Origin of the sequence: Streptomyces microflavus (genome assembly GCF_014650075.1) — a bacterium.
Taxonomy (GTDB): Bacteria; Actinomycetota; Actinomycetes; order Streptomycetales; family Streptomycetaceae; genus Streptomyces; species Streptomyces microflavus.
Genome location: NZ_BMUG01000003.1, coordinates 144,316 through 168,818, shown reverse-complemented (window position 1 = coordinate 168,818; position 24,503 = coordinate 144,316). Strand labels below are relative to the sequence as shown.

The 24,503-nt window shown below is 73.3% G+C and carries 18 protein-coding genes; 6 read left to right on the top strand and 12 right to left on the bottom strand.

Features of this window, described 5'->3' with window-relative positions; genetic code table 11:
- Position 1: 1 nt before the first annotated feature.
- From IE264_RS09725 to IE264_RS09685, 9 genes are all read right to left on the bottom strand, one after another.
- Positions 2-1,987 (bottom strand): ABC transporter permease, encoded by a 1,986-nt coding sequence (locus tag IE264_RS09725; RefSeq protein ID WP_032756969.1) that lies wholly within the window; start codon positions 1,985-1,987, stop codon positions 2-4.
- Entirely contained in the window at positions 1,987-3,111 is a 1,125-nt protein-coding gene (locus IE264_RS09720; RefSeq protein WP_032756970.1) for a quaternary amine ABC transporter ATP-binding protein, read from the bottom strand. The genes IE264_RS09725 and IE264_RS09720 overlap by 1 nt, the downstream gene beginning before the upstream one ends.
- A complete protein-coding gene (locus tag IE264_RS09715; RefSeq protein ID WP_032756971.1) occupies positions 3,108-4,721 on the bottom strand; it encodes a GMC family oxidoreductase in 1,614 nt (537 codons plus the stop codon). Before IE264_RS09715 ends, IE264_RS09720 begins: the two co-directional genes overlap by 4 nt.
- Before the next feature lie 97 nt (positions 4,722-4,818).
- Complete coding sequence (locus tag IE264_RS09710; protein WP_032756972.1) at positions 4,819-6,321, bottom strand: aldehyde dehydrogenase family protein; 1,503 nt, start codon at positions 6,319-6,321, stop codon at positions 4,819-4,821.
- Positions 6,322-6,513: 192 nt separating this feature from the next.
- Positions 6,514-7,320 (bottom strand): ATP-grasp domain-containing protein, encoded by an 807-nt coding sequence (locus IE264_RS09705; protein WP_032756973.1) that lies wholly within the window; start codon positions 7,318-7,320, stop codon positions 6,514-6,516.
- A 24-nt stretch (positions 7,321-7,344) separates the two neighbouring features.
- On the bottom strand, positions 7,345-8,598 hold the full coding sequence (locus tag IE264_RS09700; RefSeq protein ID WP_032756974.1) for a cytochrome P450 family protein: 1,254 nt from the start codon (positions 8,596-8,598) through the stop codon (positions 7,345-7,347).
- The gene (locus IE264_RS09695; protein WP_015612585.1) at positions 8,595-9,896 is read right to left on the bottom strand and encodes a cytochrome P450; all 1,302 of its coding nucleotides are present in this window, start codon (positions 9,894-9,896) and stop codon (positions 8,595-8,597) included. Before IE264_RS09695 ends, IE264_RS09700 begins: the two co-directional genes overlap by 4 nt.
- Positions 9,897-10,109: 213 nt before the next feature.
- A complete protein-coding gene (locus IE264_RS09690; protein ID WP_078657451.1) occupies positions 10,110-11,858 on the bottom strand; it encodes a hypothetical protein in 1,749 nt (582 codons plus the stop codon).
- Between the two features lie 51 nt (positions 11,859-11,909).
- Complete coding sequence (locus IE264_RS09685; RefSeq protein ID WP_063605751.1) at positions 11,910-14,135, bottom strand: tetratricopeptide repeat protein; 2,226 nt, start codon at positions 14,133-14,135, stop codon at positions 11,910-11,912.
- A gap of 121 nt (positions 14,136-14,256) precedes the next feature.
- Between IE264_RS09685 and IE264_RS09680 the strand changes: the two genes are divergently transcribed.
- From IE264_RS09680 to IE264_RS09655, 6 genes are all read left to right on the top strand, one after another.
- A complete protein-coding gene (locus IE264_RS09680) occupies positions 14,257-14,970 on the top strand; it encodes a response regulator transcription factor (protein WP_015612582.1) in 714 nt (237 codons plus the stop codon).
- The gene (locus IE264_RS09675; protein WP_078657452.1) at positions 14,963-16,885 is read left to right on the top strand and encodes a sensor histidine kinase; all 1,923 of its coding nucleotides are present in this window, start codon (positions 14,963-14,965) and stop codon (positions 16,883-16,885) included. Before IE264_RS09680 ends, IE264_RS09675 begins: the two co-directional genes overlap by 8 nt.
- A gap of 125 nt (positions 16,886-17,010) precedes the next feature.
- On the top strand, positions 17,011-17,430 hold the full coding sequence (locus IE264_RS09670) for a hypothetical protein (protein WP_015612580.1): 420 nt from the start codon (positions 17,011-17,013) through the stop codon (positions 17,428-17,430).
- An 89-nt stretch (positions 17,431-17,519) separates the two neighbouring features.
- The gene (locus tag IE264_RS09665) at positions 17,520-18,149 is read left to right on the top strand and encodes a class F sortase (RefSeq protein WP_078657453.1); all 630 of its coding nucleotides are present in this window, start codon (positions 17,520-17,522) and stop codon (positions 18,147-18,149) included.
- Positions 18,150-18,325: 176 nt separating this feature from the next.
- On the top strand, positions 18,326-19,315 hold the full coding sequence (gene sph, locus IE264_RS09660; RefSeq protein WP_032756979.1) for a sphingomyelin phosphodiesterase: 990 nt from the start codon (positions 18,326-18,328) through the stop codon (positions 19,313-19,315).
- Positions 19,316-19,368: 53 nt separating this feature from the next.
- A complete protein-coding gene (locus IE264_RS09655; RefSeq protein ID WP_032756980.1) occupies positions 19,369-20,163 on the top strand; it encodes an N-formylglutamate amidohydrolase in 795 nt (264 codons plus the stop codon).
- Positions 20,164-20,240: 77 nt separating this feature from the next.
- Here the strand turns inward: IE264_RS09655 and IE264_RS09650 are convergent, their stop codons facing one another.
- The 3 genes from IE264_RS09650 to IE264_RS09640 form a co-directional block, all read right to left on the bottom strand.
- On the bottom strand, positions 20,241-21,485 hold the full coding sequence (locus IE264_RS09650) for a vWA domain-containing protein (protein ID WP_032756981.1): 1,245 nt from the start codon (positions 21,483-21,485) through the stop codon (positions 20,241-20,243).
- A complete protein-coding gene (locus IE264_RS09645) occupies positions 21,482-22,717 on the bottom strand; it encodes an AAA family ATPase (protein ID WP_032756982.1) in 1,236 nt (411 codons plus the stop codon). Before IE264_RS09645 ends, IE264_RS09650 begins: the two co-directional genes overlap by 4 nt.
- Positions 22,718-22,898: 181 nt before the next feature.
- Positions 22,899-24,359, bottom strand: a complete 1,461-nt coding sequence (locus IE264_RS09640; RefSeq protein WP_032757081.1) for a hypothetical protein — start codon at positions 24,357-24,359, stop codon at positions 22,899-22,901.
- Between the last annotated feature and the right edge of the window lie 144 nt (positions 24,360-24,503).

Sequence of the window (24,503 nt, the reverse complement as noted above, 5' to 3'; positions counted from 1 at the left end):
CTCAGCTCTCCTGTCGCTGGCGGCGGGTGGTGGGCTGGGTGACCCGGTCGAGCATCAGGCCGAGGCAGACGATCGCGGCTCCGGCGACGAGCCCGGTGGCCAGGTCGCCCTGGGCGAGGCCGAGGACGACCTCGTAGCCGAGTGCACCGGATCCGACGAGTCCGCCGATGATGACGACGGCGAGGACCAGCACGACCGCCTGGTTGACGGCGAGCAGCAAAGAGGGCCTGGCAAGCGGCAGTTGGACCTGGCGGAGCTGCTGGCCGGTGGTGGCGCCGAGCGAGCGGGCGCACTCCATCGCGGCCGGGTCGACGCCCCGCAGCCCCTGGGTGGTGATGCGGACGACGGCGGGCAGCGCGTAGACGACGGCTGCCGCTGCGGCAGGGGCGCGGCCGACGCCGAAGAGGGCGACGACGGGGATCAGGTAGACGAACTGCGGCATGGTCTGGAAGACGTCCAGGACCGGGCGCAGCAGCCGTTCCAGGCGCTCACTGCGGGCGGCTCCGATGGCGATGCCGAAGCCGAGGACCAGGGTGACCGCGACTGCGGCGAGCACCTGGCTGAGGGTGTCCATCGACGGTTCCCAGACACCGAGGACGCCGATCGCGGCCATGGCGAGGACGGCGGTGGCGGCGGTGCGCCAGGTGCCGATGGTCCAGGCGAGGGCGGCGACGATCAGCAGCACCGACCACCAGGGCAGTCCGGTGAGTCCGCTGCGCAGCGGGTTGAGGACGCCGCTGGTGAAGTGGGCGGCGAGGTCGGCGGTGCCGCCGACGACGGGCACGCCGGTGTAGAGGTGGTCGACCATCCAGTCCTTGGCGGTGTTCACCGGTCCGGCGATCGCCACCGTGACGTCCTCGGGCCAGACCCGGCCGTCGGTGGCCCGTCCGACGAAGGCGACGACGGCGGTGGCCAGGGCGGCCAGGGTCCAGCCGCGCCATCCCCGCAGGAGGGCCGGGCCGGTGGGCTCGGCGCCGATGCGGCGGCCCGCCGCCTCCGTCGTACGGTCCAGGACGACGGCCAGCAGGACGATCGGGATGCCCGCGGCGAGGGCGGCGCCCACGTCGACGGAGGACAGCGCCTGGTAGACGCGGTCGCCGAGGCCGCCGGCGCCGATCACCGAGGCGATGACGGCCATGGAGAGCGCCATCATGATGGTCTGGTTGAGGCCGAGGAGCAGCTCCTTGCGGGCCAGTGGCAGCCGGGCCGTGAGCAGCCGCTGCTTCCCGGTCGCGCCGAGCGAGGCGACGGCCTCCATGACGCCCGCGTCCGCGCCGCGCAGGCCGAGCGCGGTGAGCCGCGCCATCGGCGGAGCCGCGTACACGACGGTGGCGAGGACCGCTCCGGGCACGCCGATGCCGAAGATCAGCACCACGGGGAGCAGATAGGCGAAGGCGGGCAGCACCTGCATGGTGTCCAGCACCGGGCGCAGCACACGGAACGTACGGTCGGAGAGCCCGGCGGCCAGGCCGAGGAGCAGTCCGAGCACGACGGATGCGAGGACGGCCACGACCATCAGGGCGAGCGTCTGCATGGTCGGCACCCACATGCCGAGCAGCCCGCAGACCAGGAACGAGACGGCCGCGGTGAGGGCGAGCCTGATACCCGCGACGCGCCAGGCGACGGCGGCGGCGAGCACGGTGACACCGGCCCAGCCGAGGGCCAGGAGGATCAGGTAGACCCCGCGTACGGAGAGCACGACGGCGTTGCTGATGTGGCCGAAGAAGTAGAGGAAGAGCGGGTGGTTGTCCCGGTTGGAGACGATCCAGTCGGTGACCTCGCCGAGCGGCGCCGAGAGGTCGGCGGTGAGCGCGTCCGGCCAGATGCCGCCTCCCCAGCGGCTGTGCACGAGGGGGACGAGGATGACGGCGGCGAGCGCGAGGAGCAGGAGCTTTCCGGCGGCCGGGCGGTCGCGGAGGGCGGCCAGCGGTCCCCGGCGCGCGCCCGCTCGCGCGGGGCGGACCGGGGTGGCCTGGGCGGTGGCCATCAGACGGTCACCTCGCGGGAGCCGTCCGGAGCGTCGGGGGCGGTCGCCTTGTCGGGGTCGGTCGTGCCGGCCACGACGTCCAGCAGGCACGCGTGGTCGACGACGCCGACGAGCCGGCCGCCGTCCATCACCCGGGCGGCGGGGTCGCCGGAGCGGGAGACCGCCTCGATGGCCTCGTACACGGTGGCTTCGGGGCGCACGGCCGGGCCGCGTTCGCTCTCCCCTGCGAGCGCGGGGCGCATCGCGGTGGCGACGGTGAGGACCTGCTCGCGCGGCACGTCCCGGACGAACTCGCGTACGTAGTCGTCGGCGGGTGAGCCCACGATCTCCTCGGGGGTGCCGAGCTGGACGATGCCGCCGTCGCGCATCAGCGCGATCCGGGTGCCCAGGCGCAGCGCCTCGCTGAGGTCGTGGGTGATGAAGACCATGGTGCGGCCCTCCTCGCGGTGCAGCCGGACCACCTCGTCCTGCATCTCCCGGCGGATCAGCGGGTCCAGCGCGCTGAACGGCTCGTCGAAGAGGAGGACGGAGGGGTCGACGGCGAGCGCGCGGGCGAGGCCGACGCGCTGCTGCTGTCCGCCGGAGAGCTGGGAGGGGCGCCGGTCCTCCAGGCCCGCGAGGCCGACCTTCTCCACCAACTCGGCAGCCTTGGCACGGCGTTCGGCCTTGCTGAGGCCCTGGATCTCCAGGCCGTAGGCGACGTTGTCCAACACCGTGCGGTGCGGCAGCAGTCCGAAGTGCTGGAAGACCATCGCGGCGCGGTGGCGGCGCAGTTCGCGCAGCCGGGAGCGGTCCATGGCGAGGACGTCCTCACCGTCGATGGCGAGGGTGCCGCTGGTGGGCTCGATCAGCCGGGTCAGACAGCGTACGAGGGTCGACTTGCCGGAGCCCGACAGGCCCATGACGACGAAGACCTCGCCCTTGCGGACGTCGAAGGAGACATCGCGTACGGCGGCGGTGCAGCCGGTGGCCTCGCGCAGTTCGGCGGGCGGGAGGGAGGCGTGTTCGCTGCCGGGGATCCGGTCGGCCTTGGGGCCGAAGACCTTCCAGAGGTTGCGCACGGAGAACACGGCGTTCTCGTCGGCGGCCTCAACTGCGGCCTCGGTGGCCTTGGTTACGGTCATCGGACATCACCTCCGGTGCTGGTACCGGTGACCGGAACGGCGGCACGCGCCTGCTCGCCAAGGAGTTCGGCGCACTTCTCGCCGACCATGAGGACTCCGATCATCGGGTTGACGGCGGGCATGGTCGGGAAGACGGACGCGTCGGCGATCCGGATGGACTGAAGGCCCCGGATGCGCAACTGCGGGTCCACGACGGCCTCCTGGTCGTCGGTGGCGCCCATCCGACAGGTGCCCGCCGGGTGGTAGACGGTGTGGGCGACCTTGCGGGCGTACTCGCTGATCTCCTCGTCCGAGGTGACCTCGGGACCGGGGCAGACCTCGCGCTTCAGCCAGTGGGCGAGCGGTTCGGTGGCCGCGATCTCACGGGCGAGCTTGATGCCGTCGACCAGGGTACGGCCGTCGTGGTCGTCCTCGTCGGTGAAGTAGCGGAAGTCCAGGGCCGGCTTGGCCTCGGGGTCGGCGCTCGTGAGGTAGAGGCGGCCCCGGCTGCGCGGCTTGGGGATGTTCGGCGTCATCGACACCCCGTGCTCGGGCTTCTCGTAGCCGAGCCGCTCCGGGTTGTCGGTGAACGGGATCTGGTAGAAGTGGAACATCAGGTCCGGGCCCCGGGATCCGGGGTCGCGGCGGACGAAGAGTCCCGCGTCGGAGTCCATCGCGGAGTTCTCCGGGATGGGCCCGTCGGTCTCCCAGACGATGACGGACTCGGGGTGGTCGAGCAGGTTCTCGCCGACGCCCGGGAGGTCGTGGCGCACCTCGATGCCCAGCGCCTCCAGGTCCTCGCGCGGGCCGATCCCGGAGTGCAGCAGCAGCCGGGGCGTGTCCACCGCGCCCGCGCAGACGATGACCTCACGGGCGGCGCGCAGCAGGATCTCCTCGCCGTCCTTCGTCCGGACGTGTACGCCGGTGGCGCGGGTGCCGTCGAACTCCAGCCGGTACGCCCAGGTCTCCAGCAGAATGCGGAGGTTGGGGCGGTCGCCGGCCTCGATGTGCGGGTGGAGGTAGGCCACCGAGGCGGAGGAGCGCTTGTTGTTCTCGGGGTGGTAGGCCAGGTCGAAGAAGCCCACGCCCTCGTGGAACGGCTTGCTGTTGAAGCTGTCCACGCGCGGGACCCCGGCCGCTGCCTGGGCGGCGTCGACGAAGTCGCGGGCGATGGCGTTGCGGTCCTTCTCGTCGACCGGGACGATGTTGTTGCGCAGCTTGGCGAAGTAGGGGTCCATCGCGGCCGCGCCCCAGCCCTCGGCGCCCGCCTCGGCCCACTCGTCCCAGTCGCCGGGCAGCGGCTTGAAGCTGATCAGCGTGTTGTGCGAGGAGCAGCCGCCGAGGACCCGGGCCCGGCTGTGCCGGATGTGGGAGTTGCCGCGCGGCTGCTCGGTGGTGGGGTAGTCGTAGTCGAGGTCGCCGCCGAGGAGGCCGAGCCAGCGGCGCAGGGTCAGCACGTCGTCGCGGTCGATGTCGGTGGGGCCGCCCTCGATGACCGTGACGGTGACCTCGGGGTCCTCGGTGAGCCGGGAGGCGATGACCGATCCGGCGGTGCCGCCGCCGACGATCACGTAGTCGGCCACGGGGCCGTCGGGGTCGGGGACTGCGGTGCTGCGGGGGGTGGAAGGCATCGGTCACTGCTCCTTCTGCAAGGTTCGTGCGTGTGCGTGGTGCTGCGAACAGCCGGGCGGGGCCCCGGGGTTGCTTCGATCAGGGCCCCCGCAGGTGTCAGCCGGCGAACCAGCGCTGGGGGCGCGGGTTGAGGTTCTGGTAGATGTGCTTGGACTCGCGGTACTCGGCGAGCCCCGTCGGGCCCAGCTCGCGTCCCGTACCGGACTTCCCGAAGCCGCCCCACTCGGCCTGCGGGAGGTAGGGGTGGTAGTCGTTGATCCAGACGGTGCCGTGACGCAGCCGTCCGGCGACCCGGCGGGCCCGGCCGGCGTCGTTCGTCCAGACGGCGCCCGCGAGGCCGTAGTCGGTGTCGTTGGCCAGCGTGATGGCCTCTTCCTCGGTACGGAAGGTCTCGACGGTGAGAATCGGTCCGAAGGTCTCCTCGCGGACCACCTTCATCTCCCGGTGGCAGCCGTCGAGGACGGTCGGCCGGTAGAAGTAGCCGCCTTCGGGACGTACGTCGCTGGGCTCGGGGCGCGCGCCGCCGGCCCGGACGATCGCGCCCTCCTCGCGGGCGGAGGCGACGTACGCCTCGACCTTGGCGAGCTGCTGGGCGGAGACGAGCGGGCCGCACTCGACGCCGTCGAAGGTGCCCCGGCCGAGGCGGATGGCGTCGGCGCGGCGGGCCAGCTCGGTGACGAACCGTTCGCTGACGGAGTCCTGGATGATCAGGCGGGCGCCGGCGGAGCAGACCTGGCCGCTGTGGAAGAACGCGGCGTTCAGAGCCTGGTCGACGGCGGTGTCGAAGCCGGCGTCGGTGGCGCAGGCGTCGGCGAAGACCACGTTGGGGTTCTTGCCGCCGAGCTCCAGGGCGACCTTCTTCACGGTGGGGGCGGCGGCCTGGGCCACCTTCGTACCGCTGGCGAGGCCGCCGGTGAAGGAGACCAGGTCGACGTCGGGGTGCTCGGAGAGCCGGGCGCCCACGGGGTCGCCCGCGCCCGTGACGAGGTTGGCCGCGCCGTCGGGGAGGCCCGCCTCGGCGAGCAGCTTGATCAGGTGGACGGTGGAGAGCGGGGTGACCTCGCTGGGCTTGAGCACGAAGGTGTTGCCGGCGGCGAGGGCCGGGGCGATCTTCCAGCTGGCCTGGAGGAGGGGGTAGTTCCAGGGGGCGATGAGAGCGCAGACGCCGACGGGCTCGTGGACGACGATGCTGTGGACGTCGGGGTCGCCCGCGTCGACGACCCGGCCGCCGCTCTCGTTCATCACGAGGTCGGCGAAGTAGCGGAAGGCTCCTGTCACGTCGTCGACGTCGACCCGGCCCTCTTCGAGGGTCTTGCCGGTGTCGCGGCTCTCGGTGATCGCGATCTCCTCGCGGTCCCGCTGGAGCAGCTCGGCGACCCGGCGCAGCAGCCCGGCCCGCTCGGCGACGGGCTTGTGCGGCCAGGGGCCGTCGTCGAAGGCGCGCCGCGCCGCCGCGATCGCCGCATCGGTGTCCTCGACGCCGCCCTCGGCGACGACGGCCAGGACGGTGGCGTCGGCGGGGTCGAGGATCTCGCGCGTGGCGCCTGATCCGGCGGCCCGCCAGGTGCCGTCGATGTGGATGGTGCTGAGCGCCGACATGTCGTGTTTCGCCTTCCGTACCCGAAAAGCCCCCGTTCGGTTCGGCCGGGGGCGTCCTGCGCGGTGGACCGGGGTACGGCCGCACCAGCGGTCCGGGCCCCTCCCCGGTTCGGCGGAATGTATGCCAAGAATTTCACTCTGCGTGACGCAGCTCACTCGGGAGGCGTGCATGAGAGGTGTGCCGGGGCGCCCTCAGACCGGCCCGGCCCGCCAGAAGTGCAGGTCGCGCTCACGGACCAGCCCTGCGGGCCCCGCCGCCCGGAGCACCACGTCCAGGGCCCCGCCGGGGTCGGCGGCGTACACATTGCTGAACCACGCCATGTTGGCCTCGACGACGGCCCAGCTCCCGGTCCCGGCCGACCGTGCCGGCGGGCTGATCCGGCCGACGTCGACGACGACGGCGCCCGGCAGGGTGTCCCCGCACGACGCGGTGAGCCGCCGGGTGAAGGCGCGTACGGCGGACTCCTGCGGGTGTCCCGCCAGCGGGGCCGCGTCGAGCAGCCCGTGGACGGCGTACCGCGATCCCGTGCGGATCTCGCCGTCGAGCAGGAAGAGCCGGAACTCCTCGGCCCACGTCACCACGGAGCTGACCTGGACCAGGGGGTCTCCCGCAGCGGGCGGCAGCTCGGCCCCGCTCCCGTACACGGCGGCCGGGAAGCTCTTGTCGGTCGGCGGCTTCGCGAACAGCGGGCCGGGGAGGCGCCGGGCCTCGGAGAGCGGTACGCGGCGGATCCGCCGCCCGGTGAACGCGTAAGGAAGCGCGTCCAGCCACCCGTCGTCCGGCTCCAGCAGCGCCACCCCGAGCGGCCGCGCGACCCGGGCGGCGAAGCGCGGGCCGCCGTAGTAGTGCCCGTCGCCCCGCTCCCGGTACCGGTCCGGCACCGTGCCCACGGGCAGGACGGTCACCTCCATGGAGCGCCTGCGTGCGGCGTCGGCCAGGAGCGCGGCCGTGGTGGAGCGGTGCGGGGCGAGGGCGAGGAAGCCCGCTCGGGACGGCATGCGCGTGTGCGCGGCTGCCGGGCCTCAGCCCAGCAGCACCGGGAAGGCGGCCATGTCGTTCTGCGTCATCACGGGCAGCTTGCTGATCTCCGCGTCCGGGATGGCGAGCCGGAGTCCGGGGAAGCGGGCGAAGAGGGCGGGCAGGGCGACGGCCGCCTCGACGCGGGAGAGCGCGGCGCCGGGGCAGATGTGCGGGCCGTGGCCGAAGGTCATGTGGCGGTTGCGGGTGGCGCGGGTGATGTCGAAGGCGTCGGCGTCGGCGCCGTGCTGCTCGATGTCACGGCCGATGGCGCGGTAGGAGATGACCACTCCCTCCCCCTCCTCGATCACGGTGTCGCCCACGGTGATGTCCTCGGTGGCGAACCGCATCAGGAGGTGCGTGGTGGGGGTGTCCCAGCGCAGCGTCTCCTCGATCACCGCGTCCCAGCCGATCTCGCCGGCCAGCACCTTCTCCAGCTGGTCCGGGTGGGAGAGCAGCGCCCGCACGGCGTTGAGGATGAGCCCGATCGTCGTCTCGTGTCCGGCGGCGACCATCGCCTTCAGGTTGCCCACCACCTCCTCCTCGGTGAGCGGCTCGCCGCCCTCCTCGGCCAGGATCAGCGCACTGGTGAGGTCGTCCGTGGGGTTCGCGGTCTTCTCGCGTACGAGGTCGGTGTAGAAGACGTCCAACTCGGCCAGCAGCGCGAGGCGTTGGTCCTGCGGGGTCAGCATGGAGAAGAACGCCTTGTACTGCCGGGTCAGCATCGCGTGCTGGGACTCGTCGACGCCCATCAGCATGCCGACCACCTTCATCGGCAGCGGCTGGGCGAAGACCGCCTTCAGGTCGACGGTCCCGTCCTCACCCCGCGCCGCGTCGAGGTTGTCCAGCAGCTCATCGGTGAACTTCTCGATGGCCGGGCGGATCGCTTCGAGCCGCCGGGGGGTGAGCGCCTGCGAGGTCTTCGTGCGCAGCCGCCGGTGCTCGGCCCCGTCCACGGTGAACATGGAGCGCCCGGCGTCGATCATGCCGATCAGCGGCCAGTCACGTGTCACCACTCCGCTCCGCCACAGGCCCCAGGCGTCGATGTCCTTCACCAGCCGTGGGTCGACGAGGAGTTGACGGGCCTCCGCGTGCCGGGTGACCGTCCAGGCGGGGACCCCGAGCAGCTCGATCCGGGCGAGTACGCCGGCGTCGCGCAGCCGCGCGGTCTCCCCGTCCAGGTCCTGGACCATGGGGTCGATGGTGATGGTCCCGGCGCCTCGGTCGGTCTGCGCGGCTCCGGTGTGCGGGCAGTTCACAACGCGTCTCCTGTCGTGCGTACGGGGGTGAAGCGGACGGGCAGCGCGGTCATCCCGCGCAGGAAGGCGGAGGGCCGGCGCACCAGCTCCGTCGGGGGGACGGCCAGTTCGAGGTCGGGGAGCCGGTCGAGCAGCACTTCGATGCCGGTACGGGCGATGATCTCGGCGATCTCCTGGGCGGGGAAGGGGCAGCGGTACTCGCCGTGGCTGAACGCCATGTGGGCGCTGTTGCCGCCCTGCCCGGAGCGGACCACCTGGTCCGTGACCTGCTGACGGATGTGCGGGTCGGCGTTGGCCGCGCCGAGCCCGAGGAGCAGCATGTCGCCGCGGGCGATGTTCTGCCCGCCGAGCCGGGCGTCCCTCGACGCCCACCGGCCTGCCAGGATCTGGGTCGGGCCGTCCTCCCAGAGCACCTCGTTCATGGCCTCGGCGACGCTGTGCCGGCCGCCGGAGAGGGCGTCGGCGAACTGGTCCTCGGTGAGCATCAGCCGGGTGGAGTTACTTATCCAGTCGGCGGTGGTGAGGTGCCCGGCGGCCGTGATGGCCATGAGGTCGAGCGCGTACTCCTCGTCGGTGAACGGCTCGGGGTGGGCGAGCATCCGCGAGGTCACGTCGTCGCCGGGGTGCACCCGCTTGGCCGCGACGAGCCGGCTCATGTGCTCGCCGAAGCGCAGGTGGGCCTTCTGGGCGCCGGGCCCGCCGTCGGCCAGGTCCTTGAGCACCTGGGCGATGTCGGCGCCCTCGTCGTCGGGGAAGCCGACGAGCCGGGCGAGGACGAGGACGGGGAGCGGCACGGCGAACTCGGCGACGAGGTCGGCGGTGCCCCGGCTGCACACGGCGTCGATGAGCCGGTCCGCCAACTGCTCGCAGTGCTGCCGGATTTCGAAGGGGTCGGCCGCTTCGAGGGCCGGGACGACCATCTCCACGTGGCGCCGGTGCTCGGCTCCGGCGGTGAAGTAGATGGACGGCATGGGGGTCCCCACCATGGGCAGCAGCGGCCAGTCGGCGGGGATGTTCTCCCACTGGTTCCACAGGGAGACGTCCCGGGGGAACAACTCCCCGTCGCTGGTGACCTGGTGGAGTTCCCGGTAGCCGATCACCAGCCAGGCGGGGAAGCCGCCGGGCAGCTCGACCGGGACGACGGGGCCGTGGTCGCGCCGCATCGAGCGGTAGAGCGCCTGGGGTTCGGTGTGGAAGCCGGGGCCGCTGAGCGGAACGGCTCCCGTGCCGGAGCCCATGGGGCAACCACCGCCTCCACCGGCCGGGGGCGCGGGCGTGGCGGGCGGGGGGTTCGTCATCGTACGGACTCCAGTGGCGACGGCTTCGCGCGTTGCGACCATACGATCAACGCGGCACCACTATAAGGAGGTTCCGTGAACCGACGGGGCCGAATCGCGCCCTTTTCTGCCCGCTACTGGCCACCTCCGCCGGGCGCGTCGACCACTCTCGTACGATATGTGCGCAGGTTTGATCACAAGATCGACACCGGACTCGCTGCCTCCGGTTCAGGATCAGCCGCAGAGGCCGCCCGACGGCTCGGTGAACGCCACCCGGACCTCCCACCGGCCCGTGCGCAGGGTCAGGCCGTCCATGAGGTCCTTCGCCCGTTCCGCGTCGGTCATCCAGAGGTTGACGGCCGACCCCAGCAGAACCGGATCGAGCGGAGGCCGCCGCGCGCCCCATGAACGTTCCGCACGGGCCTCCAGCTGCCGCCCGCCCCGCAGCCGGACCAGGCAGCGGCTCTCGTCCAGCCGCGCCACGAGGACGTTGAGGTTCTCGTACCGCACCGCCGCGTCGGTGACCCAGTCCAGGGCGGCCACCTCGGCATCCGCGACCGTACGGGCCAGCACCTCGGCCGCGTGCGGCCAGTGGGGGTGGTTCTCCTCGGTCGTGACGGCGTAGAAGCCGAGGGCCTCGGTGTGGTGCCCGGCCACCAGGGGCCGGCGCTGGAGATCGGCGGCGCCCGCGTCGTGGGACCCGGTCACGTCGTACGCCGTGGCGGCGGTACGGCGTACGGGCTCGGGGTCCGGTACGGGAACCGGCTGCGGGGCCGCGTCCGGCACCTCGACGCCGCGCTCGGCCAGGAACGCGTACATCCGGGCCCGGGTCACCTCGCCGGAGGTGTCGACCGAGGCGAGCTGGCGGTCCACGACGGGCCGCAGCTCCGCCGGGTCGTGGACGCGGGCCGCCGCCAGCAACTGCGCGTACACATCGCCGTCGGGATCCAGCCGTGGCGCCTCCTGCCCGAACGCGGCGGCGGGCGACGCCGGGTCCAGCTCGTCGAGGCCGGTGGCGGCGAGCAGGGTGACGCGGTCGGCGGCGGCCGAGTAGAAGGTCGTACTGCCGTGGTCGCCGACCACCCAGTCGCTGGCCACCACGGCGGCCCGCCACCCCTCCTCCGGTGGGATGATCATGAGTCCCGCGTCCATCGCGGCGCCGAACCGCTCCAGCACGCCGGGACGGGTGTGCCGGGCCCACACGTTGGGGTGGAAGACGGCCGCGACCGCGAACTCGTCCGCCGGGAGCGAGGTCACCAGCCGCAGAGGCAGCTCCGGATGGCGGCCGAGCAGCGAGTGGCCGCTCCAGGTGGAGTGGATCACCACCAGCCGCCGCCCGTCGACCGCGCCGAGCCGCGAGCGGTAGCGGTCCCGGTGGGACATGCTCACGGTGATCCGCTGGAAGCACCAGTCGCCGACGACCAGGGCGTACGGGGCGGCCTCGGGGCAGGTCTCGGCGAGCCGGTCGATCTGGGCCCGGTGCGAGACCCCGATCGCCTCCGGGACCACCTTCCCCCGCCACATCAGCTCCTGCCGGGACAGCCCCGCCGGGGACAGTGCGTCGCCCGTCGACTCGGTCACCAGCCGGTTGTATCCGGCGCCGTGCGGCAGCACCATCAGCGGGGCGTCGAGCCGGCGCATCGTCGGGTGCACCGAACAGCTGACCGCCAGGTCGAAGTGGCGCCGGGTGGCCTCCTTCCAGCTCAGCACCTGGACGCCGAGCCGCGCGAGATAGGCGTCGAGTCCGTCGGCAAACGCCGACCCGGGGTTGACCGTGAAGAACTTGTCGATCCCGTCCTCGGGGCGCAGCAGGTGCATGACGTCCACCAGCCGGGTGGCGGAGGTTAGCGTCCGCGCCACCCCGAGCACCGCCGCCTTCGGCGCGTCCAGGGTGTTCCACCGGTCGTGGCCGGGCCGGGCGGCGGCACGGCGGGCCCGGAACCGGGCGGACGAACGGCTGAGCAGCGACGGCACCGAGGACAACGCGTGGCTCCGGGGAGAGGAGGGGGACAGGCAAAGGGTAGGGGCGGAGGGTCAGGCCGGGGGTGCGGCCGGTGGCTCCAGTCCCATGTTCCGCCGAAGCTCGCGGAGCTTCTCCTCGCAGGCGGCCCTCAGGGGCCGGTCCTCGGCCCGGTCGGCGAGCGCGGCCAGCAGCTCGAGCGCCTGGTCCAGCTTGGCGAACTGCTTGAGACTCGCCGCCCGGTCGGCCGCCGCCACGGTCGCGGCGACCGCGCGGTCCAGCGAGCCGAGCCCGACGAAGGACTGGGCCCGTACGAGGTCGATCCGGGGCAGCATCGGCTCGTCGCCGGTGGTGCGGGCCACCTCGGCCGCCTCGTCCAGTACGCCGAGCGCGTCGGTCCACCGCTCGCCCGCCACCAGCGCCTGGGCGACGTTGTAGCTCTGCACGACGACACCGTGCCGGTCGGGCACGGCACGGTTGGCCGCCAGCGCCCGCTCGAACAACTGCCGCGCCTCCTCGGCCCGTTCACCCATGGCGTGGGGCGACTCCTCCGACCGGCCGCGTGCCAGCGCGATCAGCCCGCGGCTCTCCCAGACGACGCCACTGAGGCTCGGGTCACCCGCCAGCTCCAGGAGCCCTGCCGCGGCGTCGAGTTGGGCCTCGGCACGGTCCAGGTCGCCGAGCTCGTAGGCGGCGCGGGCCACCTGGTTCCGCATCCGGATCTCGACGTCGGGGCGCGCCTCGTGCTGGGCGGCCTCGATGCCCAGGAGGCCCGACTCGACGCAGTCGGCCAGGTGTTTACGGCTGTGGTAGAGCGCCCACAGCGACTCGCAGAGCCGCCACACCTCCTGGTGCCATCCCTCGTCGGCGGCGATCCGGATGACGGCCTGGAGATTGTCGCGCTCCGCGTCCAGCCACTCCAGCGCGTCGGCGCCGCCCGTGAACAGCGCTTCCTTCGCGCCGAGTTCGGCGAGCGGGCGGACCGGCGGCGGCTGGATCCTGAAGCGCGCGCCGAGCACCAGCGCGTCTCCGTGGGCCGCCGCGTCGGCGTAGAAGTCCACGACGAGCCGCAGGAGGGACCGCCGCCGCTCCTCGGGCAACGCCCTGGCGCACTGCCGGGCATGGGCCCGCACCACATCGTGCAGCCGGTAGCGCTGGGGCCGGTCCGCGGACTCCACCAGGACCGCGAGCCGGGAGGAGAGGAGCTCACCGAGCCCCGCGTCGACCCGGGTGGCACCGACGGCCCGGAGCAGGTCGGCCGTCGCCGTCGTGCCGGGCAGGACCCCGAAGAGGTCGTAGAGGTGCCGGGTGTCGTCGGAAACCTCGGCCACCACCGCGTCCAGCACCGCGTCGACCGCCTCGCCCACGCCGTCCTGCGCGGGTCCCCCGCTCGCGCCCACGCCGTCCTGCGCGGGTCCCCCGCTCGCGCCCATGGCCACCCCCATCGCCTCCCGTGCTCCGTCGTTGCCCGTTCCGTACCGTCCGGCCGTCAGATCGCGCACCACGTCGTCCAGGGTCAGCTGCGGCCGCGCCGCCAGCCACTCCACCGCGGCCCGCAGCGCCAAGGGGTGCCCCGCGCAGAGCCGTACGACATCGGTGGCCGTCCCCTCGTCCGCGTCGGCGTACCACCGGCGTACGAGTTCGGTCCCCGCCCTGTCGTCCAGCGGGGCGACGTCGATCAGCACCGCCCCGTCCATCAGCAGCGACGGCAGGGCCCGGCGGCCGGTCACCACGAGCAGCCCCTGCGGCGGCACCAGTGCCCGCGCCTCCGGGGCGTGCTGGACGTTGTCCACCTTCACCAGAAGCCGGAGCCGGGCGGCGACGCTGCGGAAGAGGGCCGTGCGTTCGGCGAGTGTGCCCGGCACGTAGTCCTTGTGGACCCCGAGGGCCCGCAGGAACCCGCCGAGCACCGCGGCGAGATCGACCGCCCCGTCCCGGCGGTGATCCTCCAGGTCGACGTAGAGCCGGCCGTCCGGGAAGAGCTGCGCCAGTTCACGGCGGACGGCCTGGGCGACGAGCTGGGTCTTGCCGACCCCGCCGACCCCGACCACCATCACCACACCCGGCTCCGGATCGGCGGCCAGGGCCAGGGCGGCATCCCGCAGACCGGCGAGCTCCTCGGTCCGGTTGACGAACACCCGGGTCGGCGGGGGCCCCTGACACGGCGGGGCGGCGGGCGCGGCGGGCGGCAGCTGGATGCCCTCGATGTGCTGCGCCATCAACAAGGGCCCGACGACGACGGCATCCCCCGACACCGAGTTGTACGTCGCTCCGCCGCCGTCCGTACCGAGGCTGCTCAACCCGTCTCCTTCCGCCGGTGCGGCCACCTCACCGAGGTGAACGCGCCGGTTCCCTTCCCGGCTTCCGCGTTCCGGAACCCGCCCCGGCCTCGCACTGTAGCTGCGCTCTACGATCGGGGGTGTGTGCGCAGACGTCATAGTTGCCGAGGACGACGAGAAGCAGGCCGAACTCGTACGCCGCTATCTGGAACGGGAAGGACACGCCGTACGGATCGTGGGCGACGGGCTCGCCGCGCTCGACGCCGTACGGCACAAGGAACCCGACCTCCTGGTCCTCGATGTGATGATGCCTCGGGCGGACGGCCTGGACGTGGTGCGGGTGCTGCGGGCCGAGGCCCGGGAGCTGCCCGTGCTGATGCTGACCGCCCGCACCACCGAGGACGATCTGCTGCTCGGGCTCGACCTCGGTGCGGACGACTACATGACCAAGCCGTACAGCCCGCGTGAGCTGATGGCCCGCGTCCGTACGCTGCTGCGCCGCACGCGGCGGCCGGCTGAGGTGGCGCAGGACCACGTGCTTCGGGTGGGCGGCCTCGTGGTCGATCCGGAGCGGCACGAGGTGACGGTGGACGGCGAGCCGGTGGAGTGCACCCGCGGCGAGTTCCGGATCCTGGCCGCGCTGGCGGCCGGTCCCGACCGGGTGTTCAGCCGTCAGCGGCTGCTGGAGGAGCTGCACGGCTTCGACCGCTACATCAGTGACCGGACGGTCGACGTGCACGTGATGAACCTGCGCAAGAAGATCGAACCGGCGCCCCGGCGGCCGGTGCGGCTGCTCACCGTCTTCGGGGTCGGCTACAAACTGACCGACCCGGCGAAGGCCGCACGGCGTGGGTAGGGGCCGGTCCTCCCGGGTGCCGTTGCGGCGGAGTCTGCTGGGGCGGCTGCTGGGTGTGTCGGCGCTGGTCGCCGCGTGTTCGGTGGCGGCCACCGCCTGGCTCGCCGTGCAGACCACCTCGGGTGCGATCAAGCAGGAGCAGGGCCAGAACCTGACCGCCGACGCCCGGATCTACGACACCCTGCTCGGCTACGCCGCCCGCCATCCGACCTGGGACGGGGTGGACGCGACCGTACGGGAGCTGGCCGAGCAGTCGGGCCGCCGGGTCGCGCTGACCACGCAGGGCAGGCAGCCGCTCGCCGACTCCGCCACCGCGACGGCCCCGCCCGCGCTGCCGCCGGAGGCCTCCGCGGTGGTCGATCCGTTGTCCGTGGACACCGTCCTGGCCGCCCGGAGCACCGAGGGGCAGGGCACGGCGGCGGACCGGATCGACCCGCGGGCGGTGGGCCCGTTCCTGCTCCCGGCGGCCGAACGCGCGGCGCTGCGGCGGACCGCCGACCGGAACGCGGTGTGCCTGAACCGGGCGGGGATCGCCTCCGACGTCGTCGTCGGGCCGAGCGGACGGCCCCGGGTGCAGATGGTGGGCAACGACCCCGAACGGGCGCTGGGCACCCGCTGCGACCCCTCGGACCTGGACGCGCCCACCGCTACGGAGAAGGAGGCGCTCAGCGCGCTCGACGCACTGGCCGACGCCTGTCTGAAGCGCCAGGGCCGCGACGGTGTGCGGCTGAACCAGGACCTCTCCTGGGGCGAGGCGGTCGCCGTACCCCGGCCCGCTCCCCTGCCGAGCGACGCCCGCGAGGCGGCCCCCGTCCCGGCGGTCGAACCGCCCCGGGAACTCACCGGCGAGGACGACCGGGCCATCGCCTCCTGCGTGGGGACCGCGCGCAGCGAACAGCTCAGCTCGTACGTGGCGTCCCCCGCGCTCCTGTTCATCGGCGACGAGGGCGGGGCGACCGTGCCCGGCTTCGACCTCTCCCCCGCCAACACCGCGAAGATCGCCGGTGCGGCGGCGCTGGTCCTGGCGCTGACCGTGGGTGCCTCGGTGCTCGCGGGCGCCCGGCTGGTCCGGCCCCTGCACGCCCTGACCGGGGCCGCGCAGCGGATGCGGGACGGTGAGGAGCACGCCTCCGTCCCGGTCAGGGGGGACGACGAGATCGGCCGGCTGGCCGCCGCGTTCAACGACATGTCCGCGCACCGGGCGCGCCTGGAGGAGCAGCGCAAGGCCATGGTCAGCGATGTGGCGCATGAGCTGCGGACTCCGCTGAGCAATATCCGCGGCTGGCTGGAGGCGGCCCAGGACGGTCTGGCCGACCCCGATCCGGCGTTCGTGGACTCGCTGCTGGAGGAGGCGGTGCAGCTCCAGCACATCATCGATGACCTCCAGGATCTGGCCGCCGCCGACGCCGGGGTGCTGCGGCTGCACCCCGAGCCGGTCCCTGTCGAGGAGCTGCTGGGCCAGGTCGCCGCCGCCCACCAGGCCCGTGCGGAGACGGCGGGCGTCACGCTGACGGTGGTGGCGGGGGCGGCCCCGGTGCTGCACGCGGACCCGGTCAGGCTGCGGCAGGCGGTGGGCAACCTGGTCTCCAACGCGGTACGGCACACTCCGGCGGGCGGGACGGTGACGCTGCGCGCGTACGGGGAGGGGCCCTGGTCCGGACCCGGGCCCGAGGTGGTGGTGATCGAGGTGGCGGACACCGGGACCGGCATCCCGGCCGCGGACCTCCCGTACGTCTTCGACCGCTTCTGGCGTGCGGAGAAGTCCCGCAGCCGACGCACGGGAGGAAGCGGCCTCGGACTCGCCATCGTCCGCAAACTGGCCGAGGCCCACGGTGGGACGGCGGGCGCGACCAGTACGGAGGGGAAGGGCTCGGCCTTCACGCTCCGGCTCCCCGCCACCGCACCGTCGCCCTGATCGGATGACCACAGCGTCCTGACAGCTTCCTCATAACTCCCGGACAGCCTGGCTCCCTGCCCCGTACCCGGTGCACAACGGCACCCGGGTGCCCACGGGGCGACGTATGGAATGGAGCCATCCGTATGACCGCTTTGACCGCTCGCCTCACCCTGCGCACCGCCGTGCTCGCCGCCGTCGCGGCCGGCGCGGTGCTGGTCCCGACCACCGCCGCCTTCGCCGACGCGACCCCGAAGCCCGCGGTGCCCTCCGACAGCGCCCCCTCGGTGTCGCCGGAGCGGGCGAAGGCCGCCGAGGCCGCGCCCCAGGAGGCCCGCCCCTCCGTCGCACCCCGTGGTGGCGTCGCGGCGGGCGACCGCCCCGCACCCGCGGCACCCCAGGAGGCCACGCCCGCACCGGCGGTCGCGCCGCGCGGTGGCGTGGCCGCCGGTGAGCGGCCGGCCGGCGCCGGCGACAACAGCACCACGGCCCTCGCAGGCTCGGTGGCAGGGTTCGCGCTGCTCGCGGGTGCGGGCACCTTCGTGCTGCGCCGCCGCAACGGCTGACCCGTAGTCACCCCTCACCACTCACACCGACCGTGGCGCCGTCCCGTAACGGGGCGGCGCCACGCCCGGTGACGGCCCCTGGAGCCCACATGCACGTCCGCAACCTCTCCCGTCGGCCCCGCACGGCCGCCCTGCTGACCGCGCTGGTGACCTGCGCGGCCCTGACGGCCTGCGCGGGACCGGCGCCCTCACCCGCCGCGCCCCCGTCGGCAGCGTCCGCTCCGGCGCCCTCGGCAACGGCCTCCGCAGCAACGCGGCAACCGGCCGCAACGGACGCGTCGGCGCCCACCCAGGTCAGCATCCCCTCCCTCAAGATCCGCAGCTCCCTCATGCGCCTGGGGCTCAACGCGGACGGCACGGTCGAGGTCCCGCCCGCCGAGCAGGGAATGCGGGCGGGCTGGTACACCGGTGGAGCCGCTCCCGGCCGGCCGGGAGCGGCCGTACTGATCGGCCACAACGACACCCGCTTCGGCCGGGCCGTGTTCCACGATCTCAAGGACATCCGCAAGGGCGCCGAGGTGCTGGTCCGCGACAGCGAGGGCAAGTCCCTGCGCTTCACGGTCACGGACAAGGAGACGGTCAGCAAGGAGGCGTTCCCCACCGAGCGGGTCTACGGCGCGACCAAAGGCAGCACGCTGCGGCTGGTCACCTGCGACGGCGCGTTCGACGCGGAGGGTCACCCCGTGGACAACCTCATCGTCTACGCCGAGCTGACCTGAGCCGAGTCGCATGGCCTCGCATCGCATCGCATCGTGCTCGGTCGAGTTGATCTTTGGCTGAATCCTGATGGCATTCGGCCGGACAGACTCAGGGCATCCGATGTCTACCCGTGGGTAACTGCCGCTGCTTTGATGGGTGCACCCGGTACGCCCCCACTCATTCAGCAGGAGACCTCGTGCCGCACTCCGCTTTCCGCCGCCTTTCCGGCGTAGCACTCTCCGCCGCCCTCGCCGCCGTCCCGCTGGCTGTGAACACACCCCAGGCAGCGGCGGCCGGCACCGCCGACACCCCGTCGCTGCGGGTGCTCTCGTACAACACGTTCATCTTCAGCAAGACCCTGTACCCCAACTGGGGCCAGGACCACCGGGCGGCGGAGATCCCGAAGACGTCGTTCTTCCGGGGCAACGACGTGGTCGTGATCCAGGAGGCCTTCGACAACGGCGCCTCCGACGCACTGCTGCGGAACTCCGCCGCCCAGTACCCGCACCAGACCCCGGTGGTCGGCCGGAGCAAGAGCGGCTGGGACGCCACCAGCGGTTCGTACTCGGCGACGACCCCGGAGGACGGCGGCGTCACGATCCTGAGCAAGTGGCCGATCGTCCGCAAGGAGCAGCACGTCTACAAGGACGCCTGCGGCGCCGACTGGTGGTCCAACAAGGGCTTCGCCTACACCGTGCTGAACGTCAACGGCGCTCGCGTCCACGTCGTCGGTACCCACGCCCAGTCGACCGACCCCGGCTGTTCGGCGGGCGAGGCCGCCCAGATGCGCAGCCGCCAGTTCAAGGCGATGGACGCCTTCCTGGACGCCAAGAAGATCCCGGCCTCCGAACAGGTCATCGTGGCGGGCGACTTCAACGTGGACGGGCACTCCGCCGAGTACGCCTCCTTCCTCAAGGACGCGGACCTGGCCCCGGCCGACACCAAGACGGGCCACACGTACTCCTTCGACACCCGCGACAACTCGATCGCCTCCGAGCGCTACCCGAACGACCCCCGGGAGGACCTGGACCACGTCCTGCACCGCGCCGGCCATGTGAAGCCGTCGGGCTGGAAGAACGACGTCGTCAAGGAGCAGAGCGCCCCCTGGACGGTCTCCAGCTGGGGCACGAACTACACGTACACGAACCTCTCCGACCACTACCCGGTGATCGGCTCCGCCAACTGACACCGCAGATGAAACGATCAGGGCCCCCGCCCCGGCCGTGAAGGACCCGCTCCATGAGCACTGCCCCCCAGCCCTCGTTCCGCCTCCTCCCCGGAGACGCCGGCTCCCCGGTACTGCTGCACGTACCGCACGGGTCCCGGACGATTCCCGAAGAGGTACGCGGCGGAATCCTGCTGGACGACAGTGCTCTGGAGCGGGAGCTCGACCACATCACCGACTCCCACACGGCCGAACTCGCCGCCCGGGCGGCCGCGGCCTCGCCCGTCCGCCCCTGGAGCTATGTCAACGCCCTCTCACGCCTGGTCGTCGACCCCGAACGCTTCCCGGACGACCGTGAGGAGATGCGCGCCGTGGGCATGGGCGCGGTCTACACCCACACCACCCACCGCGAACGGCTGCGCGGACCGGACTTCGACCAACACCCTTTGCTGGAGCGCTACTTCCACCCGTACGCGCGGGCCATGACAGAGGCGGTCGACGCCCGGATCGCCGCCACGGGCCGCGCGGTGATCGTCGACGTCCACTCGTACCCGAGCGCGCCCCTCCCGTACGAACTCCACGGCACGGGCCCGCGCCCGCCCGTCTGCCTGGGCACCGACCCGTTCCACACCCCGCCGGAGCTGCGCGCCCTGGCGGAGGCGGCGTTCGCCGGATTCGGCGGGACGGGCATCGACAGCCCCTTCGCCGGCACGTACGTCCCGCTGAAGCACTACGGCACGGACCGCCGGGTCACGGCACTGATGATCGAGATCCGCCGCGACACCTACATGACCGAGCCGGGCGGGCCCCCGGGGCCGGGGCTCGACGCGCTGGCGGGGGCGCTGGCGGGGCTGGTGGGCAGCCTCTGAGCGGCGGCGCGGGGAGGCACACAGACCGGGGGTGCGCCTCCCCGCGCCGGGGCACCGCACACCACCGGCGGTGCCCGCTACCCGATCTCCACCACCCGGGCCCACGCCGGCGGCCCGGGCGGGACGTAGTCGGGGTCGTCCTCGTCCCAGGAGCCGGGCGTGTGCTGCCTGGGGAACAGGCCGATGACCGTCCGGCAGGCCGGTTGCGTGGCGGGCCAGGGGGTCTGCCCGTCGGTCAGGACCACGATGGCGTCGGGGCGCGGGTGTGCCCGGAGCGCCCTGGCGAAGCCCGTACGCAGATCCGTACCGCCGCCGCCCAGCAGCGGGATGCCCTCCGCACGGCACAGCGGGTGGACGACCCTGGTCGCCGCATCGCAGGCCAGGACGGTGACCAGGTCCCGGCGGCCGCCCACGGCGCGGGAGATGGCGGCAACTTCCAAGAGGGCGCTGCCCAGTTCGGCGTCGCTGACCGAACCTGAGGTGTCGACGACCACGGACACCCGGGGCGGTCTGCGGCGCAGGCTCGGCAGGACGACACCGGGGAGTCCGGCGGAGCGCCGCGACGGGCGGCCGTAGGTGTAGTCCTCCCCGGCGCCCGGTCCCGACGCGGCGGAGCGTACCGCCGCTCCCAGCAACTCCCGCCAGGGCTGCGGAGGATGGAACGCCTCCTCCGCCCACCGCTGCCACCCCTTCGAGGCGCTTCCCGGGCGGCCGGTGATGCCCTGCGCCACCCGGAAGCGGACCGCGTCCCGTTCCTGCCCACTGAGGCCGTGGGCGCCGTCGGGCCCCGACTCCCATTCTCTGTCCAATCCGTCGGCGCCGCTGCCGCAGTCCAGCCAGGCGAGGTTCTGGGTGCGCGGGCCGAGCCGGAACTGGCGCAGGTAGTCCTCCATGAGTTCGCCGGACGGCAGGTGCAGGGTCGACGGGTACACGGCCCCTTCGGGACGGGCCAGGCCGTCGCCGTACACATCGTCGTTGATCTCGCAGTCGGCGGCGATGTTCATGCGCAGCCGTTCCGCCGGGCCGGTCAGCCCGCGCTGCCGGGCGACCCGCTCGCTGCGGCCGTGGTGGTCTCGCAGCAGGTGCGATACCTCGTGGACCCAGACCCCGGCCAGCTCCTCCACCGGGGTGCGCGCCACGAAGGACGGCGAGACGTAGCACCGCCAGTACCGGTCGACGGCCATGGTCGGTACCCGCCGTGACTCCACGGTGTGCAGGGCGAACAGCGCCGTCGCCAGGTAGGGACGGGCGCGGGCGGCCTGCAGCCGGGCGGCGAACAGCTTGTCCAGGTCGAGCGCGCCCGGCGCCTCCGTCGTCGTCATCGTCCCGCCTTCGCCGCGACCCGGCCCGCCGCCCGGTCCGCCCGCCGGGACAGCGACACCACCCCGGCGAGGTGTTCGATGGCCGCCGGGACGTCCCAGTCCTCCTGCCGCAGGGTGGCGAGGGTGGTGGCGGGGACGACCACGAGGTCGGGGGCTCCGGTCTCCAGCGCCCGGACGAGCAACGCCCACGCGGCGTCCCAACGGCCCTTGTCCGGGCGGGTACGGACCGCCGCCACCACACCGTCCAGCGCGGCCTGCCGGAGATCGCCGCGCTCGGGCAGGTCGGCGGCCGCCGGGTCGGCGAGCAGGTCCTCGGGGTCCGGAAGGTCCATCCGGTCCAGGCTCGCCAGCAGCTCCAGCCCCGGGCCGTCCCCCACGGTGCCCCTGACCAGCAGGGACAGGACGTCCCTCGACGATCCGGCGGCGGTCGCGAACGCGATCAGGTTCAGCGTCATGTCCCAGCTGCGCGGCGAGGGCCAGGGCCCGCCCCGGCGCGTCTCGGTGGTGGGCAGCCGGTGCACGAGCGTGGGACGGGCGGAGAGCAGCCCGCACACCGCGCGCCGGGCGAAGTCGACGGCCTCGGGCAGCTTCCCGGGGTCCAGCTCCGGCAGCGTCGCGCGCGGCCAGGTACCGGCGAGGCCTCGTACGACGACCTCGTGGTCGTGGGCCCACTTGAGGTGGACGAAGCGGTTGGCGAGCGGCGGGCTCAGTTCCCAGCCGTCGGCCGCGGAGGAGCGCGGGTTGGCGGCGGCCACGATCCTTACGCCGGGCGGGAGTTGCAGGGCCCCGATGCGCCGTTCGAGTACGAGGCGGAGCAGCGCGGCCTGCACGGCCGGGGGCGCGGTGGAGAGCTCGTCCAGGAACAGCAGGCCGCGCCCTGCCCGTACCAGACGAACGGCCCAGTCCGGCGGGGCCATCGGGACCCCCTGCTCGGCAGGATCGTCCCCCACGATGGGCAGCCCGGAGAAGTCGGACGGCTCGTGCACGCTGGCGATCACGGTGGTCAGCGGCAGGTCCAGGGACGCGGCGAGCTGGGTGAGGGCCGCGGTCTTGCCGATCCCCGGCTCACCCCACAGGAGTACGGGCAGATCGGCGGCGACCGCCAGTGTCAGCGCCTCCAGTTGGGGGTCGGGGCGCGGTTCGGTGGTGGTGTCGCGCAGCAGGGCCATGAGGGCGTCGGCGACGGCGAGTTGGGGGGTCGTGACGGCAGCGGGCGGAGTGCTCGTGGGCATGGGTGATCACCTGAGGGTGTGAGGAGGGGTGGATTGAGTACGCGGACGGGGGCGGAGGCGGAGGCGGGCCGGGCCCCTGGGTCAGCGGCCGAGCCCCGGGTCGGCGGAGGGCAGTGCAGTGCGTGGCGGGGCCGGGCCCCGGGCCTGCGGACGGTCGTACGTGACAGGGCCGGGCCCCGGGTCAGTGGACGGCCTTGCGGTGCGGGCGCGGGCGGCGGTCGCCGGGACGCCGGAGGTCCGGGCGGTAGCTGCCCGGCCCGGGACCGATCAGGTCCGCCCGGAACAGCCCGTAGGCGATGCGCCGTTGAGCGGCCGCCTCCAGTTCGTCCCGCAGCGGGCCGCTGCGCAGCACAGCGCCGGACCCCAGCAGACCTTCGACGACGGCCAGCGCACCGGCGATGTCTCCGTGGTCGAGGCGTTCGCGGACGCCGGGCAGGCAGTCCGGCCGCCGGTGCGCCGCGTCGATGGCCTGAAGGCAGGGAAGGGGCGCGCCGGTCAGGGCGACCAGCAGTTCTTCCCGGCGGATCTCTGCCGGGTCGTGGTCCAGCGGGGACAGGACCCCCTCGACCAGCCCGATCCGGTGCTGAGCCCCACGGCATTCCACGACCCGTGGCTGTCCCGACCGTTCCGCGGTCCGGGACAGGGGTGGTCCCGGATCGGCCGATGGACCGCCCGGCAGGAGGGCCTGCGCGACCAGCGGGTGGAGTCGACCGACATCGATCGCACCCGTGCGGATCAGATCCAGGTCGGGCAGCACCCAGGTCGCCGCGTCCGGCAGCACGGCTGGCGCGGACCCACCGGGATCCGTGCCCGCCGCTGCGAGCCGTACGGCGGGGATGCGGATGCCGACCGTCGCGGGGGCCGCAGGATCCTCGGCGGATCCCGGCCCGCCCCCGCCGACATCGAGAAGCAGTCGGCGCCGACCTCCCAGCCGTACGCTCACCAGGCCACCCGCCCCCGCCCCCTGCACCTCGGCACGGAGCAGGATCGCCGCCTCCGCCGCCCACCGATCGACGGCGTACAGGGGGCCCGGTGGCAACGCCCCCAGCACCTCCGGGCCGATCGCCGGAGAGTCGTCGGTAGCCGGCCGGTCGGCGCCCGAGCGACTCCTCAGCTCATCGGTCCTGCGGGCATCCCACAGGTGGCGGTGCAGGTCCAGGCGGAAGCGCCGGCTCGGATGGGGGTGGGGATGGCGGCGGGCCCCGGGCTCGGCGTGCGACCCGTCCCACAGCGCGAGGCTCATCCGCTGCCCGGCGTCCGCCCAGCCGGGCGGGGTCCGGACGACCAGGTGCAGAGGGCCCGGCCGGGCGTGCCCAGGGGTGTCGTAGCGCGCCAGCGAGACGGTCAGCCCCGGGCGCAGCAGCCCGTGCGGGGCGGTCCTCGGCATGTGCCAGCGCAACAGGTCAGGAACCAGATGGCGAAGGTCGGTCCGGATACGGGCTGCGACTTCCCGGCCGTGCGTACGGGCCACGGAGCGCAGTTGGAGATCGACGTCGACGCCTGCTGCGGCGCACGCTCCTGCCCAGTCCCCGGCCTGGCGGCGGGTGGTCGCAGTCTCGATCATCGAGGCCGGCACGGCGAACTCGCGTACGCGCGGCCAGAAGGATGTACGGGAATCCCGGTTCGCGGTTCGAGTGAGCATCAGCACTCACCTAGCGCGGACGGGTCCCCCAATCTGTTCATGGAGTGAGTCATCGCGGGAAGCGTAGCGCCGGTCTCCGCGATCTGCCAGGACTTTTTCCGCAGCCGAAATGCGCCCTCCCGTCCACTCCCCCGCCGGTCAGCC